Origin of the sequence: Streptomyces beijiangensis (genome assembly GCF_017315755.1) — a bacterium.
In the GTDB taxonomy this organism is placed as follows: Bacteria; Actinomycetota; Actinomycetes; order Streptomycetales; family Streptomycetaceae; genus Streptomyces; species Streptomyces beijiangensis.
In genome coordinates this window covers 1-16,381 of the sequence record NZ_JAFLRJ010000090.1, presented here as the reverse complement: position 1 = coordinate 16,381, position 16,381 = coordinate 1, and the positions used below count along the sequence as shown (strand labels likewise).

Genomic DNA, 16,381 nt, shown 5'->3' with positions numbered 1-16,381 from the left:
CCAGGACGTGCCGGCCCGCGGAGCACACCGCGGGCCGGCACGTCCTGGCGTATCTGCGCGCCCAGGTCGACGCGATCGTCGCGTACGACCCGGCCGTACGGCGCGAACTCCCGGACTCCGTCCACCAGTTGCGCGTCGCGACCCGCCGACTGCGCAGCGCCTTCCGTACGTACGGGAAGATCATCGACCGCGCCGTCACCGACCCGGTCGGCGAGGAGCTCAAGTGGCTCGCCGCCGAGCTGGGCGTGGACCGCGATCAGGAGGTGCTCACCGAGCGCCTCACCGCCCGTATCGCCGCCGTCCCCAGGACCCTCCTGCTCGGCCCCGTCCGCAGCCGCCTCCGCATCTGGACCGTGGCCCGCCGCAGCGGATCGCGCCGCCACACCCTCGCGGTGCTCGACGGCCGCCGCTATCTGGCTCTCCTGGAGACCCTCGACGCGCTCCTCACGGCACCCCCGCTCCTGCCCGCCGCCGCGCGTCCCGCGGCCACGGCGCTCCCCAAGGCGGTCCTGAAGGTCCACGCCCGCCTCGCCACCCGCGTCGAGCACGCACTCACCCTGCCCCCGGGCGAGGAGCGCGACCTGGCGATGCACGAGGCCCGCAAGGCCGCCAAGCGCGCCAGGTACGCGGGAGAGGCGGCGACCCCCGCCCTGGGGGAACCCGCGAAACGGTTCGCCCGGCGCATGAAGGCCGTCCAGACGGTCCTCGGCGACCACCAGGACAGTGTCGTGGCCCGAGACGCCCTGCGCGCCCTGGCGGTCCAGGCGCACGCGGCGGGCGAGACGGCCTTCACCTGGGGCCTGCTGTACGGGCAGGAGGAGGCAGCGGCGGCGGAGCGTGAGCGGGAGCTGCCGAGGGTGTGGGCGAAGGCGGCGGGCGCAGGGGTCTCCTGAACGCCGTGCGAGGGGTGTCCCAGGCCGCGATAGGCTTGAGGGTCACCCCTGTCAGCCCACGGAGAGTCGCCGCATGTCTGCCGAATCGGTCTTCCCACAGCTCGAAGCTCTGCTCCCGCATGTGCAGAAGCCCATTCAGTACGTCGGCGGTGAGCTGAACTCCACCGTCAAGAACTGGGACGAGTGCGACGTCCGCTGGGCGCTCATGTACCCGGACGCGTACGAGGTAGGGCTGCCCAACCAGGGCGTCATGATCCTCTACGAGGTGCTGAACGAGCGCGAGGGCGTCCTCGCCGAGCGCACGTACAGCGTGTGGCCGGACCTGGAAGCGCTGATGCGCGAGCACAAGGTCCCGCAGTTCACGGTGGACGCGCACCGCCCGGTGAAGGCTTTCGACGTCTTCGGGCTCTCCTTCTCCACCGAGCTCGGCTACACCAACATGCTCACCGCCCTCGACCTCGCGGGCATCCCCCTCGCCGCCAAGGACCGCGGTCTCGACGACCCGATCGTGCTCGCCGGAGGCCACGCCGCCTTCAACCCCGAGCCGGTCGCCGAGTTCATCGACTGCGCCGTCATCGGCGACGGCGAGCAGGCCGTCCTGCAGATCACCGACATCGTCCGCGCCTGGAAGGCGGAGGGACGCCCCGGCGGCCGTGAGGAGGTCCTCTTCCGGCTCGCGAGGACCGGCGGGGTGTACGTTCCCGCCTTCTACGACGTCGAGTACCTGCCGGACGGGCGTATCGGCCGTGTCGTACCCAATCGCTCCGGGGTCCCGTGGCGGGTCTCCAAGCACACTGTCATGGACCTGGACGAGTGGCCGTACCCCAAGCAGCCGCTCGTCCCGCTCGCGGAGACCGTCCACGAGCGGATGTCCGTAGAGATCTTCCGCGGCTGCACCCGCGGCTGCCGTTTCTGCCAGGCCGGCATGATCACGCGCCCCGTACGGGAGCGAAGCATCACCGGCATCGGCGAGATGGTCGAGCGGGGTCTCAAGGCGACCGGTTTCGAGGAGGTCGGGCTGCTCTCGCTGTCGTCCGCGGACCACAGCGAGATCGCCGAGGTCGCCAAGGGCCTCGCCGACCGCTACACCGAGGACAAGGTCGGTCTGTCGCTGCCGTCCACCCGCGTGGACGCCTTCAACATCGACCTCGCCAACGAGCTCACCCGTAACGGCCGCCGCTCCGGCCTCACCTTCGCCCCCGAAGGCGGCTCGGAGCGCATCCGCAAGGTCATCAACAAGATGGTCTCGGAAGACGACCTGATCCGTACCGTCGCGGCGGCCTACGGAAACGGCTGGCGCCAGGTCAAGCTGTACTTCATGGTCGGCCTCCCCACCGAGACCGACGAAGACGTCCTGCAGATCGCCGACATGGCGGCCAATGTCATCGCCAAGGGCCGTGAGGTCGCGGGCAACGACATCCGCTGCACCGTCTCCATCGGCGGCTTCGTACCCAAGCCGCACACGCCCTTCCAGTGGGCGCCGCAGCTGAGCGCGGAGGAGACGGACGCCCGTCTCGCCAAGCTCCGCGACAAGCTGCGCAACGACAAGAAGTACGGCCGCTCGATCGGCTTCCGCTACCACGACGGCAAGCCCGGCATCGTCGAGGGCATGCTCTCGCGCGGCGACCGCCGTATGGGCTCCGTCATCCGCGCCGTCTACGAGGGCGGCGGCCGCTTCGACGGCTGGCGCGAGTACTTCTCCTACGACCGCTGGATGCAGGCCGCCGAGAAGACGCTGCCGGACTTCGGCCTGGACGTCGACTGGTACACGACGCGTGAGCGGACGTACGAGGAGGTCCTGCCCTGGGACCACCTGGACTCCGGTCTCGACAAGGAATGGCTCTGGGACGACTGGCAGGACTCGCTCGACGAGACCGAGGTCGAGGACTGCCGCTGGACGCCGTGCTTCGACTGCGGGGTGTGCCCGCAGATGGATACGAGTATCCAGATCGGTCCGACGGGCAAGACACTGCTGCCGCTGACCGTCGTCAAGTAGCTTCTGCATCACGGCAATTACCGGCCCGGCCGCGGAACTCCGCGGCCGGGCCGGGGCGTCTGGGGAGACGGGGAGGACACAGTGGAACTGGAACGCGGGCCCGAGCCCGAGGGCTGTCTGACCGCGGCGATCCGCATTCCGGTGCGGATCGTGGTGCTGGTCGTGGTGCTGCCGGTGCGGATGGTGTGGGACGCGCTGTCCTGGACGGGACGGCAGCTCTACCGCTATCTGCTGGCGCCACTCGGGCGGGCGCTGGGCTTCCTGGCCATGGCCGTGTTCGTCTGGCCGTGGGTGGCGCTGTGGCGCTACGTCGTCGTACCGCCCGTGCGCCTGCTGTACCGCTGGGTGCTGACACCCTTCGGGTGCGGCATCGCCGCCCTCGTCCGCTGGACGGGCATCGCGCTGGGCTGGTTCGGGCGGACCCTGATCGGGATCCCGGCGCGCCGGCTCTACCGCTGGGTGCTGACGCCTCTCGGGCACGGCATCGCCGCGCTGGTCCGCTGGACAGGGATCGCGTTCGCCTGGTTCGTCCATTACGGGATCGTGGTGCCCGCGGTCTGGGCGTACCGGTGGATCCTGACGCCCGTCGGGCATGCCGTCACCTGGGCCGTGCTCGGTCTCGGGGCGGTCATCGGCTGGCTGGGCGCGCAGACGTACCGCTTCCTGCTCAAGCCCCTGGGCATGGTGATCGCCGCGCTCGCCTGGTGGCTGGTGGCGTGCCCGTTCATCGGCCTGTGGCGGTACGTCCTGGTGCCGGTGGGCCGGGCCCTGCGCGTCGTCGGCCGGGAGATCGTCGACGCGGTCGGGGTCTGCTGGCGGATCGCCGGGTACATCTCGCGGGCCGTCGGGCGCGGGCTGAAGTGGCTCGGGTGGAACCTGGTGGGGCGGCCCGTGCGGGCGGCCTGGCGGTGGAGCTACGCGTATGTGCTCGCCCCGGCGGGCAGGGCGGCCGCCGAGGTGGGGCGCGGGGTGCGGGCGGCGCTGCGGTCCGCACGGGTGACCGTCAGGGAGACCAGGCGCGAGGTGTGGTGGGCGCTGTTCGGCGGGCAGGCCCAGGCGGAGGTCCGGGAACCAGTACGGGCCCGGGCGCGTACTCTGGCTAGTAACACGACTGTCCCCGAGGCGGCACCGGAACCTGAGATCTCCCCGTTCGGCCGGAACACGGCCAAGCAGGGGTGAACCGGGTGTCGGGTGCCCCGGGAACCACGCCGTAGGGCGGTGCGCCTCTCGCCTCCGCCCCGCACCGAGGAGAAGAACCACTGGGCAAGCGACAGCCCGAAGGCCCGCCGCCCGCTCCCGCGGTGCAGCGCATCCGACTGCGCTACACCAAGCGCGGCCGCCTCCGGTTCACCAGCCACCGTGACTTCCAGCGCGCTTTCGAGCGGGCGCTGCGCCGGGCCGCCGTGCCCATGGCGTACTCGGCGGGTTTCACCCCGCACCCCAAGGTCAGTTACGCCAATGCCGCACCCACCGGCACCGGCAGCGAGGCCGAATTCCTGGAGATCGCCCTGACCCAGGTGCGGGATCCGGAGCAACTGCGAGCGCTGCTCGACGAGTCGATGCCGGTCGGCCTCGACATCATCGACGCGGTCGAGGCACGGACGTCGGGTCTCGCCGACCGGCTGACCGCGTCCGTATGGGAAATGACGTTGAACGGCGTCGCCTTCGAGGACGCGGAGAAGGCTGTTGCGGCCTTCAACGCGGCGGAGTCGGTCGAGGTCCAGCGGCGCACGAAGAACGGCGTACGGACCTTCGACGCGCGGGGTGCCGTAGCGGATCTGCAGGCCGTTCGTCCACAGCCTGATATGCCCGGGGGTGAGCCCTGTGCGATACTGCGGCTGGTTGTTCGGCACGTGACACCTGCCGTGCGACCTGACGACGTCCTGTCCGGTCTTCACGCTGTGGCCGACCTGGCGCCGCCGGTCCCCGCAGCGGTGACCCGGCTGGCGCAGGGGCTCTTCGACGAGGAGTCCGGCACGGTGACCGACCCGCTCGCGCCTGACCGCGAGGCTGCCCCGGCCGCTCTACCCACGGCCGCCGGGACTGCCGCCGCGACGGCGCCGGAAGGTCCCGCCGCGTAAGGACAGTCGTTGCAGCGCAGCCCTTGTATCCGGGAGCCACCTGGGTCGGGCAGCGCATTGACCAGGAGACTTTCGCCAGGCCGTACGTACATTGCGTAGGGAACCGGCGAGCCAGACATCAGCTCCCGTGCGGCGCCCGCGCCCCGGACGAGCGGAACCGCGAACATCATGCGGACCGCGGCGGACCGGACAAAGACGCGGCGCCCGGGAGCGTGACGGGAGAACCGCCCGCATGCTCGAGCGAGAAGAATCCGGCAACGCCGGAGCAACCGAAGACCAGAACTCACCCGGCGACAAGCTGCCGCCGCGCCGACGGCGCCGTGCGGCGTCGCGCCCGGCCGGTCCGCCGGTCGGTGGGGCCACCGATTCGGCCCAGCCGGAGAGCCCGGCCATACCGGCTGCGGAGGGTACCGCGGCCGAGGCCCCCGAGGCGTCCGCACCCGCTGTACGCCGCCGCGCGACCCGCAAGGCGAGCGCGCCCTCCGGTGCGCCCAAGGCCGTAGAGGCTGTAGAGACCCCTGTGGCCGCGGAGGTGGAGGCTGTCGTGGGCGACGAGCCCGCACCCCGTGGCCGTACGCGCCGCCGTGCCTCCTCGCCGGCCGGTGCGCCGTCGGCTGAGGCCGCTGTGGCCGCCGTACCCGCTGACGAACCGCAGAAGGCTGTGGAGAGCGCGCCCGCCGAGGCCGAGACCGCTGCTCCGGCACGTGGCCGCCGTCGTGCGACCCGTTCGGCCAGTGCGCCCGCCGGTGCGCCCCGGGCTCTGGAGGCAGTGGAGCCCGCTGAGGTCGCCGCGGCCGTCGAGACGGTGACGCAGGACGTCGTCGCCGAGCCGGAGCCGGCCGAGGTCGCCGCTCCGGCGCGTGGCCGCCGCCGTGCCACCCGGTCGGCGAGTGCGCCCGCCGGTGCGCCGAAGACTGCTGAAGCCGCGTCCCCCGCCGCCGCGGAGATCGTGGTGGCCCCCGTACAGGCCGCTGTGGCCGAAGAGGCGGAGCCTGCCGAGGCCGCCGCCCCCGCTCCCGCACGCCGCCGTGCCACGCGCAAGGCGACCGCGCCTGCCGGTGCGCCGAAGGCCTCCGGTGCAAGCACCGGCTCCACCGGAGCGGCTGACGCCGCGCCCCCTGCCGCTGTCGAGACCCCCGTGGCCGCGGAGGCTGTCGAGAGCGACGAGCCCGCGCCCCGTGGCCGTAACCGCCGCAGGGCCACCGCGCCCGCCGCCGCCCCGCAGCCCGAGAGCGCCGGGGAGAGCCTGCCCGAGGCCGTCGCCGAGGTGCTCGCCGAGGAGAACGACTCTCCTTCGCGCAGCCGTAAGCGCCGTCGCGCAGAGGCCCCGCAGTTCACCGCGAAGGCGGAGGAGAAGCAGCCGGAGGAGAACGGGCGCTCGCGCCGCAGGGCCCAGCGCCCCGCGGTGGCGGTGTTCCAGGCCCCGGTCTTCACCGAGCCGATGTTCCAGACCGTGGAGTCCGCCGCTGCCGCCGCTGCCGCCGGCCCCGTAGCGGTCGAGGACGAGGAAGAGGTGGAGGTGGAGGAGACGGTCGTCGAGGCTGTTGTCCCCGCCGAGACCGAGCAGCCCGCGCCGCAGCAGGCCGGGTCGCGCAGCAGCCGTCGCCGTCGCCGCCGTGGCGAGCCCGCCGAGGCCGAGAAGGCCGTCGAGGTCGTCGAGGTCGTCGAGGCGGCCCCGGCGGAGGAGCCCGCGGCCGAGGACACGTCCGAGGAGGACGCCGAGATCGCGGCCGAGGACGGCCAGGACGCCGAGGAGTCCGACGAGTACGGCGACCGCCCGTCGCGCCGCCGCCGCCGTGGTGGCCGCCGCCGTCGCCGGGGCGAGTCGGCCGACTCGGACGAGCGGCACGATGACGATGCCGACGCGGAGTCCGAGGACCCCGAGCAGGAAGAGGCCGAGGAGGACGAGGACGACAACTCCGCGTCCGGCTCCGCCAGCAGCCGTCGCCGTCGGCGCCGCCGCCGTCGCAGTGGTGACGGGTCGGGCGACGACGGTACGTCGGGCACGGACGACCCGGAGCGCACGGTCGTCAAGGTCCGCGAGCCGCGCGAACGCCGTGCGAAGTCGGAAGGAGCCGAGCGCGAGCTGGGCACCGGCTTCGACGAGGTCCAGTCCATCAAGGGCTCGACCCGTATGGAGGCCAAGAAGCAGCGCCGCCGCGAGGGCCGCGAGCAGGGCCGCCGCCGGGTGCCGATCATCACCGAGGCGGAGTTCCTGGCGCGCCGCGAGGCCGTCGAGCGCGTGATGGTGGTCCGCCAGCACGGCGAGCGCACCCAGATCGGCGTGCTCGAGGACAACATCCTCGTCGAGCACTACGTCAACAAGGAGCAGTCGACCTCGTACGTCGGCAACGTCTACCTGGGCAAGGTCCAGAACGTGCTCCCGTCGATGGAGGCCGCGTTCGTCGACATCGGCAAGGGCCGCAACGCCGTCCTGTACGCCGGTGAGGTCAACTTCGAGGCGCTCGGCATGGCCCACGGGCCGCGCCGCATCGAGACCGCGCTCAAGTCGGGCCAGTCGGTTCTGGTGCAGGTCACCAAGGACCCGATCGGTCACAAGGGCGCCCGGCTCACCAGCCAGGTCTCGCTGCCCGGCCGCTACCTGGTCTATGTGCCCGAGGGCTCGATGACCGGGATCAGCCGCAAACTGCCCGACACCGAGCGCTCGCGGCTGAAGACCATCCTCAAGAAGATCGTCCCCGAGGACGCGGGCGTCATCGTCCGTACCGCCGCGGAAGGCGCCAGCGAGGACGAGCTGCGCCGTGACGTGGAGCGCCTGCAGGCGCAGTGGGAGGACATCGAGCGGAAGGCGAAGAGCGGCAGCGCGTCCAACGCGCCGACCCTGCTCTACGGCGAGCCCGACATGACCGTCCGGGTCGTCCGCGACATCTTCAACGAGGACTTCTCGAAGGTCATCGTCAGCGGCGACGAGGCGTGGGAGACGATCTACGGGTACGTCGCCCATGTCGCCCCCGACCTCACCGACCGGCTCTCGCGCTGGACGTCGGAGGTCGACGTCTTCGCGACGTACCGGATCGACGAGCAGCTGATGAAGGCGCTGGACCGCAAGGTCTATCTGCCGAGCGGCGGCTCGCTGGTCATCGACAAGACCGAGGCGATGGTCGTCGTCGACGTCAACACCGGCAAGTTCACCGGTCAGGGCGGCAACCTCGAAGAGACCGTGACGAAGAACAACCTCGAAGCGGCCGAGGAGATCGTGCGCCAGCTGCGGCTGCGCGACCTGGGCGGCATCGTCGTCATCGACTTCATCGACATGGTCCTGGAGTCCAACCGCGATCTGGTGCTGCGCCGCCTCCTGGAGTGCCTGGGACGCGACCGCACCAAGCACCAGGTGGCCGAGGTCACCTCGCTTGGCCTGGTCCAGATGACGCGCAAGCGGGTCGGCCAGGGTCTGCTGGAGTCCTTCTCCGAGACCTGTGTCCACTGCAACGGGCGCGGTGTCATCGTGCACATGGAGCAGCCGACGTCCTCGGGCGGCGGTGGCGGCAAGCGCTCCAAGAAGCGTGGTGGCAGGGGCGGTTCGGACCACACGGACCACAACGACCACAACGACCACACGTACGAGCACGAGACGGACGAGCACGAGCACGAGACGGAGGCCGAGCTGGCCGCCGAGGTGGCGGAGCCCGTCGCGCTTCCCGAGCCGTTCGCCCCGGACGAGGAGCTGTACAGCAGCGCCGCCGAGGCGGAGGCGGCCGCAGGCCGTGGCCGTGGCCGCCGCAGGGCGACCCGCAAGGTGTCTGCTCCGGCCGGTACGCCGAAGATGGCGGCCGAGCCGGTCGTCGAGCCCGAGCCGGTGGTTGAGGCGAAGCCCGAGCCGGTCGTGGCGCCCGCTGCCGCTGCTGCTGCCGCTCCCGTGGTCGAGCCCGAGCCCGAGGCTGCCGTCGAGGCCGCCCCGGCCCGCGGCCGCCGCAGGGCGACCCGCAAGGCGTCGGCCCCGGCCGGTGCGCCCAAGCCTGCGGAGGAGGTCGCCGAGGTCGTCGTAACGGAGGCGCCCAAGGCTGTGGCCGCTCCCGCACCGGTGGCCGAGCCCGTGACGGAGGCGGCCGCCGAGCCGGCCCCGCCGCGTGCCCGTCGCCGGGCGACGCGCAAGGCGACCGCTCCCGCGGGTTCCCCCGCGGGTACGGCCGAGACCGTCGTGGCGGACGCCCCGTCCGCCCCGGCGGAGTCCGAGTCGGAGCCCGAGGCCCCGGCGAAGAAGACGGCAGCGCGGAAGACCGCGAAGAAGGCGACGGCCAAGAAGGCCGCCACCAAGAAGACGGCGGCCACGACGGCGAAGAAGACGGCTGCGAAGAAGACGACGGTGAAGAAGGCGGCCACGAAGAAGACCGCGGCGGCCGAGCAGACGCTGCCGTCGGTCTCGGCTTCCACCGAGGAGTAACAAACCGTCAGATATGACACGAAGAGGTGCGGCCCCCTTGCGGGGGCCGCACCTCTTTGCGTACATCCGGGATCTTGCCCTTTACCTCCACGAAACCTGCTATGAAAACCCTGATAATGTGTCGCCGATCGCTGGCGTCTGTGGTTCAGCCATGGATACCCCGATCTATGGACTGGACCATTTCGTGGCAGACCGGCCCAAATGTCACAGTCCGGTCCGCTCCCTATGAGGGGAGTGGGCGATTTATGCGCAAAAAATTGGTACAGAGTCGGCCATGCGCCGGGGGGTAGCAGGGCCTCGTCAGACGTCCGAACGCCTCAGAACCTTTGCCATTCAAAGCTCTTGCGGTGTTGAAGGAGGACGTCCATGTCTAGCGTCACAAGGGAGCCGATCCCTGCTGCCCGGCCGGTCATCGGTGAAGAGGAGATCGAGGCAGCCGTACGCGTACTGCGCAGCGGCCGCGTCGTCCAGGGCCCCGAGGTGGCCGCCTTCGAGGAGGGCTTCTCGGAACTGGTCGACGGACGGCACTGCGTCGCCGTCAACTCCGGCACCTCGGCACTCCACCTCCTTCTGCTGGCTCTGGGCATCGGACCCGGCGACGAGGTCATCGTCCCGTCGTTCTCCTTCGCGGCCTCCGCCAACGCGGTCCGCCTGGTCGGCGCCGACGTGGTCTTCGCGGACATCGAGCCTGGCAGCTTCGGTCTCGACCCGGCCGCCGTCGAGGCCGCCATCACGCCGCGCACCGCCGCGATCATGCCCGTCCACCTCTACGGTCACCCGGCCGCGATGGACAAGATCATGCCGATCGCCGCGAAGCACAAGCTCGCGGTCGTCGAGGACGCCTGCCAGGCGCACACCGCGGCCCTCAACGGCACGCCGGTCGGCGCGTTCGGCGAAGGCGGCACCTTCAGCTTCTACCCGACCAAGAACATGCACTCCCTCGAAGGCGGCATGGTCACCACCGCCGACGCGGAGATCGCGCGCACGCTGCGCCTGCTCCGTAACCAGGGCATGGAGCAGCGGTACGCCAACGAGATCGTCGGCGCCAACATGCGCATGACGGACGTCTCGGCCGCCGTCGGCCGCGTACAGCTCGGCAAGGTGCTCGGCTGGACCTCGCAGCGCCAGGCGAACGCCGCCTACCTCGACCAGCACATCACCGCCCCGGCCGTCACCACGCCGCCGCTCGCCGACGGTGTGCGTCACGCGTACCACCAGTACACGATTCGTATACAGGGTGACCGTGACGCCGCGATGGCGAAGCTCTCCGAGGCGGGCATCGGCAACGCCGTGTACTACCCGACCCCGATCCACCGTCTGAAGCCGTACTGGGAGCCGGACCAGAAGGCCGGACGCAACTGGGACCTGCCCGAGACGGAGCGTGCCGCGGCAGAGGTCGTCTCGCTGCCCGTGCACCCCTCGCTCTCCGCCGAGGACCTGGAACGCATCGCCACCGCCGTGAACGAGCTGGGGGACAACCAGTGACCGCAAGTCTCAAGGCCGGGCTCGTAGGCCTCGGGTCGATGGGCCGCCACCACGCGCGCGTGCTGGCCGGCCTCGACGGTGTCGAACTGGTCGCCGTCGTCGACCCGATGGGTGACAAGAACGGCTGGGCGCAGGGTGTCCCCGTGCTGTCGACCGTCGAGGAACTGATCGCGCTCGGCATCGACTACGCGGTCGTGGCCTGCCCCACCGCACTCCACGAAGAGGTCGGCCTCAAGCTCGCCGAAGCCGGTATCTGCGCGCTGATCGAGAAGCCCGTCGCCGACACCGTCGAGGGCGCCCGCCGCCTCGTCGAGGCCTTCGAGTCGCGCGGCCTGGTGGCCGGCGTCGGCCACATCGAGCGCTGCAACCCGGCGCTCCTCTCCCTGCGCACCCGCCTGGCGGCGGGCGAGCTGGGCGAGGTCTTCCAGGTGGTCACCCGCCGCCAGGGCCCCTTCCCGCACCGCATCGCCGACGTCGGTGTGGTCAAGGACCTGGCCACGCACGACATCGACCTGACGGGCTGGGTGACGGGCCAGAGTTACGTCTCGATCGCCGCCCACACCGTCCACAAGAGCGGCCGCGCCCACGAGGACATGGTCTCCGCGGTCGGCCAGCTCAGCGACGGCACCATGGTCAACCACCTGGTCAACTGGCTGAGCCCGCTCAAGGAGCGCTTCACCTCGGTCACCGGCGAGCGCGGCACCTACATCGCCGACACCCTCACCGCGGACCTGACCTTCCACTCGAACGCCGCCGTGGCGACCGAGTGGGAGGCGCTGCAGGCGTTCCGCGGGGTCTCCGAGGGCGACATGATCCGTTACGCCATCCCCAAGCGCGAGCCGCTCCAGGTCGAGCACGAGCTCTTCCGGGATGCCGTGCGCGGGGAGGACCGGGACATCTGCACGCTGCGGGACGGTCTGCGGACCGTGGAGGTGGCGGCAGCCGTACTGGAATCCGCCAGGACCGGAATGACGATTCAGACGAGGGATTCCGCCGCTCATGGTGCTTGAGAACATGCCGAAACCGCGGGCCGGCACCCGCGGCCGGATCGTCATGCTGGTGGACAACGGCGTGAACGGTGATTCCCGGGTCCAGAAGGAGGCGCGTTCCGCGGCCGAGGCCGGCTGGGATGTGATCCTCCTCGGCAAGGCACCCGGCAAGCAGGAGCAGAGCTGGCAGATCGGCGATGCCGAGGTCCGGCTCATCCGGGTGCACGGGCCGATGAACCGGCGCCGTTACGAGTACCGCCATGCGCCGCTGCGTGCCCCGCTCGCGTACCGGACCGGGCCGTTGGCCGGCTACCGCAAGCAGAAGATGAAGGCCTGGCGGGCCGACCTCAACATCCGCCTCATCGAGGCGAATGCGGCCGGATCGCCCGCGGCCAAGGCGCGGCTGGTGTTTCCCCGCATGGGCGCCAAGGGGCTCAGCCGCTGGGTCGGTCTGCGCTACAAGCAGACGCGAGCGCTGGAGCAGCGCCGCAAGGCGATGAACGCCCCGCTGGACCGGTTCACCACGGCGATGTGGCAGCGCGTGATGGGGGAGCGGGCCTGGCGCAAGCTCGACCCGTACCTGCTCGACATGGAGCTGGCGTACGGCCCGGTGATCGACGGTCTCAAGCCCGACCTGATCCACGCCAACGACTTCCGCATGCTGGGTGTCGGTGCGCGCGCGACCCTGCGGGCCCGGGCGAAGAAGCGCGACGTCAAACTCGTCTGGGACGCACATGAGTTCCTGCCGGGCATCAAGCCGTGGAGCCCGCACCCGCGCTGGCACGTGGCGCAGATCCTCCACGAGCAGGCGCACTCCAAGTACGCCGACGCCGTGACGACCGTCTCCGCGACCCTCGCCGACATGCTGGTCGAGCGGCACGGGCTGACCGCGACCCCCGAGGTGGTGCTCAACGCCCCCGACGCGGAGGTCTCCCCCGAGCAGGCCGCGGAGCCGGTACCGGACCTGCGTGAGCTGTGCGGAATCGGTCCCGATGTACCGCTCTCCGTCTACAGCGGGGCGGCGGCTCCGCAGCGGGGGCTCGACATCATGGTCGAGTCGCTGCCGCAGATCCCCGATCTGCACGTCGCGTTCGTCGTGCTGCGGCCGACCTCGGCCTACATGCTGGAACTTGCGGGCCGCGCCGAGGCGCTGGGCGTGGCCGACCGGTTGCACATCCTTCCGTACGTGCCGCACTACCAGGTCGTCCCCTTCCTCTCCACGGCGGACTTCGGGGTCATCCCGATCCACCACTGGCCGAACCACGAGATCGCGCTGATCACGAAGTTCTTCGAGTACTCGCACGCACGTCTGCCGTTCGTGGTGAGCGATGTGAAGACGATGGGCGAGATGGTCGCGAAGACCGGTCAGGGAGAGGTCTTCAAGGCGGAGGACGTGGACGACTACGTCCGCGCGGTGAAGGCAGTGCTGGCGGAACCGAAGAAGTACCGGGACGTCTACGGCGAACCGGGACTGCTCGACCAGTGGACGTGGGAAGCCCAGGCAGTGGTGCTCGACAGCGTGTACACGAGGCTGCTTCCCGGGGGTAGGCACAAGACTGCTGAGGTGACTCCGTGAGCGAAAGCCCCGCTGTTCCCGATGTGACGGTCGTCGTGGCCGTGTACAACACGATGCCCTATCTCACCGAGTGCCTGAACTCGCTCGTGGGACAGAGCATCGGTCTCGGCCGGCTCCAGGTCGTGGCGGTCGACGACGGCTCGACCGACGACAGCGGTGCCGAGCTCGACCGCTTCGCGGAGCGCTATCCCGACACCATCAAGGTGCTCCACCAGCCCAACTCCGGTGGCCCCGCGGTTCCGAGCAACCGGGCGCTGGAGGAGGCGACGGGCCGGTACGTCTACTTCATCGGCTCCGACGACTACCTCGGCGAGGAAGCACTGGAGCGCATGGTGGCCTGCGCCGACGAGAACGGCTCCGACGTCGTGGTCGGCAAGATGGTCGGGACCAACGGCCGTTATGTGCGGCAGTCGCTCTACAAGACGAACGACTCCGACGTCAGCCTGTACGGCGACGAGCTGCCCTTCGCCCTGGCCAACACCAAGCTCTTCCGGCGCGAGCTCGTGGAACAGCACAAGCTGCGCTTCCCCGAGGACGTCCCGGTCGGCAGCGACCAGCCGTTCACCATCGAGGCCTGCGTCCGGGCCCGCAAGATATCGGTGGTCGCCGACTACACCTGTTACTACGCGGTGAAGCGCGGCGACGCGAGCAACATCACCTACCGGGCGAACCACCTGGCGCGGCTTCACTGCACCACCAGGATCATGGACCACACAGCGGCGCTGATCGAGGCCGGACCCAAGCGGGACGCCGTCTTCAGGCGCCACTTCAAGTGGGAACTCTCCAAGCTCATCCAGGGCGACTTCCCGGCACTTGACGCGGAGACCCGGCGCGAGATCTGCGCCGGGATCACGCGGCTCGCGGACGACTACCTCACCGACGAGGTGAGCGACTGGCTCGGCGTGCAGCAGCGGGTACGGCTCCGGCTGGCCCAGCGCGGCGCCGTCGACGAGCTGTGCCGTGCGATCGACGACGAGGTCCGGAACGGGGCGCCCCCCTTCCATCTGGAGGGCGGCCGGGCCTTCGCCCGCTACCCCGGCTTCCGCGACGAAGGCCTCGACCTGCCGGACCGCTGCTTCGAACTCGTCGGCGAGAAGGTCCCCGGACGGCTCGCCGCCGGGACCGAGCTGATCGAGTCGGGCTGGGAGCAGGACGGCGGCGAACTGTCGCTCACTCTCGCGGTACGCACCGGGCTCACCGGCGACACGGACTCGCTCGTGGTCCGCCTCGCCCAGGGCGCCATGCCCAAGAGCGCCGACAAGCCGCGCGCCCGCCGACTGCCCGACGGCCACGAACTGGGCTTGGTCCAGGGCGAGTTCACCCGGGAGCTCATGGACGGCGGTGCGGCCACGGTCGTCCGGGCCCGTATCCCACTCCAGCGGCAGGCCATGTCGCGGGGCGTACGCGCCTACGTGGACGTCGCGGGATCGACCTATGAGATTCCGGTACGGGGCGAGGGGCTCCCCATGCCGCTCGCGCGACGTTGGCAGGAGGGCACCGCGGAACCGTACCGTGCCGCGGTGACCGTCAACGGCAAGGGCCGGATGGTGCTCGCCACCGGGCCGCTCCATCTGCCCAAGCAACCCCTGGGCTCGCGACTGCGATCCCTGCTGACCGGCGCCAAGCGCTCCAAGAGGAAGTAACTCCCCATGAACATCTGTGTAGTCGCTCTCGGCAAGATCGGACTGCCGCTCGCCGTGCAGTTCGCCGCCAAGGGCCACCGGGTGATCGGCGCCGACGTCAACGCAAAGGTCGTCGAGCTGGTCAACGCGGGCAGCGAGCCCTTCCCGGGCGAGCACGACCTCGACGTCAAGCTCAAGGAGACGGTCAGCGCGGGCCTGCTGACCGCGACGACCGACACCACCGCGGCGGTCGCGCAGTCCGACGCCGTCGTGGTCGTCGTGCCGCTCTTCGTGGACGCCGAGGGCACGCCGGACTTCGGCTGGATGGACTCCGCGACCAAGGCGATCGCCGCCGGCCTCAAGCCGGGCACGCTCGTCAGCTACGAGACCACCCTGCCGGTCGGCACCACCCGCACCCGCTGGGCGCCGATGCTGGAAGAGGGCTCGGGCCTCAAGGCCGGCGAGGGCTTCCACCTGGTGTTCTCCCCGGAGCGCGTGCTGACGGGGCGGGTCTTCGCCGACCTGCGCCGCTACCCGAAGCTGGTCGGCGGCATCGACGAGGCCTCGGCCGCCCGCGGCGTCGAGTTCTACGAAGCCGTACTGGACTTCGACGCACGCGACGACCTGCCGCGCCCCAACGGCGTCTGGGACCTCGGCACCGCCGAGGCCTCCGAGCTCGCCAAGCTCGCCGAGACGACGTACCGCGACGTCAACATCGGTCTGGCGAACCAGTTCGCGCGCTTCGCCGACCAGCAGAACATCGACATCCTGAAGGTCATCGAGGCCTGCAACTCGCAGCCGTACAGCCACATCCACCAGCCCGGCATCGCCGTCGGCGGCCACTGCATCCCGATCTACCCGCGGATGTACCTGTGGAACGACCCGACGGCGACCGTCGTCCGGTCGGCGCGCGAGGCGAACGCCGCGATGCCCGCGTACGCGGTGGACCTGCTGGCCGCCGCCTACGGCGACCTGACCGGTGCCGCCGTGCTCGTGCTGGGCGCCGCCTACCGCGGCGGGGTCAAGGAGACGGCCTTCTCCGGTGTCTTCCCGACGGTCGAGGCGCTCAAGGCGCGGGGCGCGACGGTCTACGTCTCGGACCCGATGTACACGGCCGACGAGCTCTCGGCGCACGGACTGACCCCGCACGCCGGTGAGTCCGTCACCGCCGCCGTCCTCCAGGCCGACCATGCCGAGTACCGCGAGCTGGCCGCCGCCGACCTGCCGGACGTCCGCGTCCTGGTCGACGGCCGCCGCACCACGGACCCGGCCCGCTGGGAAGGCGTACGCCGAGTCGTCATCGGCGGCTGATCAGTTCCGAGAGGGGGGCGGGGCCG

10 protein-coding genes are annotated in these 16,381 nt (G+C 70.9%); all 10 read left to right on the top strand.

Annotation, left to right across the window (positions count from 1 at the left end; all coding sequences use genetic code 11):
- The coding region (locus J0695_RS10050) for a CHAD domain-containing protein (RefSeq protein WP_206961548.1) at positions 1-893 on the top strand (893 nt) is incomplete at its 5' end.
- 73 nt (positions 894-966) lie between these two features.
- Positions 967-2,889 (top strand): TIGR03960 family B12-binding radical SAM protein, encoded by a 1,923-nt coding sequence (locus J0695_RS10045; RefSeq protein ID WP_206961547.1) that lies wholly within the window; start codon positions 967-969, stop codon positions 2,887-2,889.
- Between the two features lie 81 nt (positions 2,890-2,970).
- Positions 2,971-4,068, top strand: coding sequence for a hypothetical protein (locus tag J0695_RS10040; protein WP_206961546.1), 1,098 nt, complete (start codon positions 2,971-2,973; stop codon positions 4,066-4,068).
- A gap of 122 nt (positions 4,069-4,190) precedes the next feature.
- Positions 4,191-4,970: a TIGR03936 family radical SAM-associated protein gene (locus tag J0695_RS10035; RefSeq protein ID WP_206961545.1), complete on the top strand. Its 780-nt coding sequence runs from the start codon at positions 4,191-4,193 to the stop codon at positions 4,968-4,970.
- A gap of 232 nt (positions 4,971-5,202) precedes the next feature.
- Positions 5,203-9,372 carry an Rne/Rng family ribonuclease gene (locus J0695_RS10030; protein WP_206961544.1) on the top strand — a complete coding sequence of 1,390 codons (4,170 nt, stop codon included), beginning with the start codon at positions 5,203-5,205 and terminating at the stop codon, positions 9,370-9,372.
- Positions 9,373-9,738: 366 nt separating this feature from the next.
- Positions 9,739-10,857: a DegT/DnrJ/EryC1/StrS family aminotransferase gene (locus tag J0695_RS10025; RefSeq protein ID WP_206961543.1), complete on the top strand. Its 1,119-nt coding sequence runs from the start codon at positions 9,739-9,741 to the stop codon at positions 10,855-10,857.
- The gene (locus tag J0695_RS10020) at positions 10,854-11,867 is read left to right on the top strand and encodes a Gfo/Idh/MocA family protein (RefSeq protein WP_206961542.1); all 1,014 of its coding nucleotides are present in this window, start codon (positions 10,854-10,856) and stop codon (positions 11,865-11,867) included. The genes J0695_RS10025 and J0695_RS10020 overlap by 4 nt, the downstream gene beginning before the upstream one ends.
- Complete coding sequence (locus J0695_RS10015; protein ID WP_242552453.1) at positions 11,857-13,422, top strand: glycosyltransferase family 4 protein; 1,566 nt, start codon at positions 11,857-11,859, stop codon at positions 13,420-13,422. Before J0695_RS10020 ends, J0695_RS10015 begins: the two co-directional genes overlap by 11 nt.
- Positions 13,419-15,065 carry a glycosyltransferase family 2 protein gene (locus J0695_RS10010; RefSeq protein ID WP_307798531.1) on the top strand — a complete coding sequence of 549 codons (1,647 nt, stop codon included), beginning with the start codon at positions 13,419-13,421 and terminating at the stop codon, positions 15,063-15,065. Before J0695_RS10015 ends, J0695_RS10010 begins: the two co-directional genes overlap by 4 nt.
- A 6-nt stretch (positions 15,066-15,071) precedes the next feature.
- Positions 15,072-16,355 carry a nucleotide sugar dehydrogenase gene (locus tag J0695_RS10005; protein ID WP_206961541.1) on the top strand — a complete coding sequence of 428 codons (1,284 nt, stop codon included), beginning with the start codon at positions 15,072-15,074 and terminating at the stop codon, positions 16,353-16,355.
- Positions 16,356-16,381: the final 26 nt, after the last annotated feature.

Bases quoted from the DNA above. Each gene is read 5' to 3' on its own strand.
- J0695_RS10030 (WP_206961544.1), top strand. From the start codon at position 5,203: ATGCTCGAGCGAGAAGAATCCGGCAACGCCGGAGCAACCGAAGACCAG.
- J0695_RS10045 (WP_206961547.1), top strand. From the start codon at position 967: ATGTCTGCCGAATCGGTCTTCCCACAGCTCGAAGCTCTGCTCCCGCAT.
- J0695_RS10025 (WP_206961543.1), top strand. From the start codon at position 9,739: ATGTCTAGCGTCACAAGGGAGCCGATCCCTGCTGCCCGGCCGGTCATC.
- J0695_RS10015 (WP_242552453.1), top strand. From the start codon at position 11,857: ATGGTGCTTGAGAACATGCCGAAACCGCGGGCCGGCACCCGCGGCCGG.
- J0695_RS10005 (WP_206961541.1), top strand. From the start codon at position 15,072: ATGAACATCTGTGTAGTCGCTCTCGGCAAGATCGGACTGCCGCTCGCC.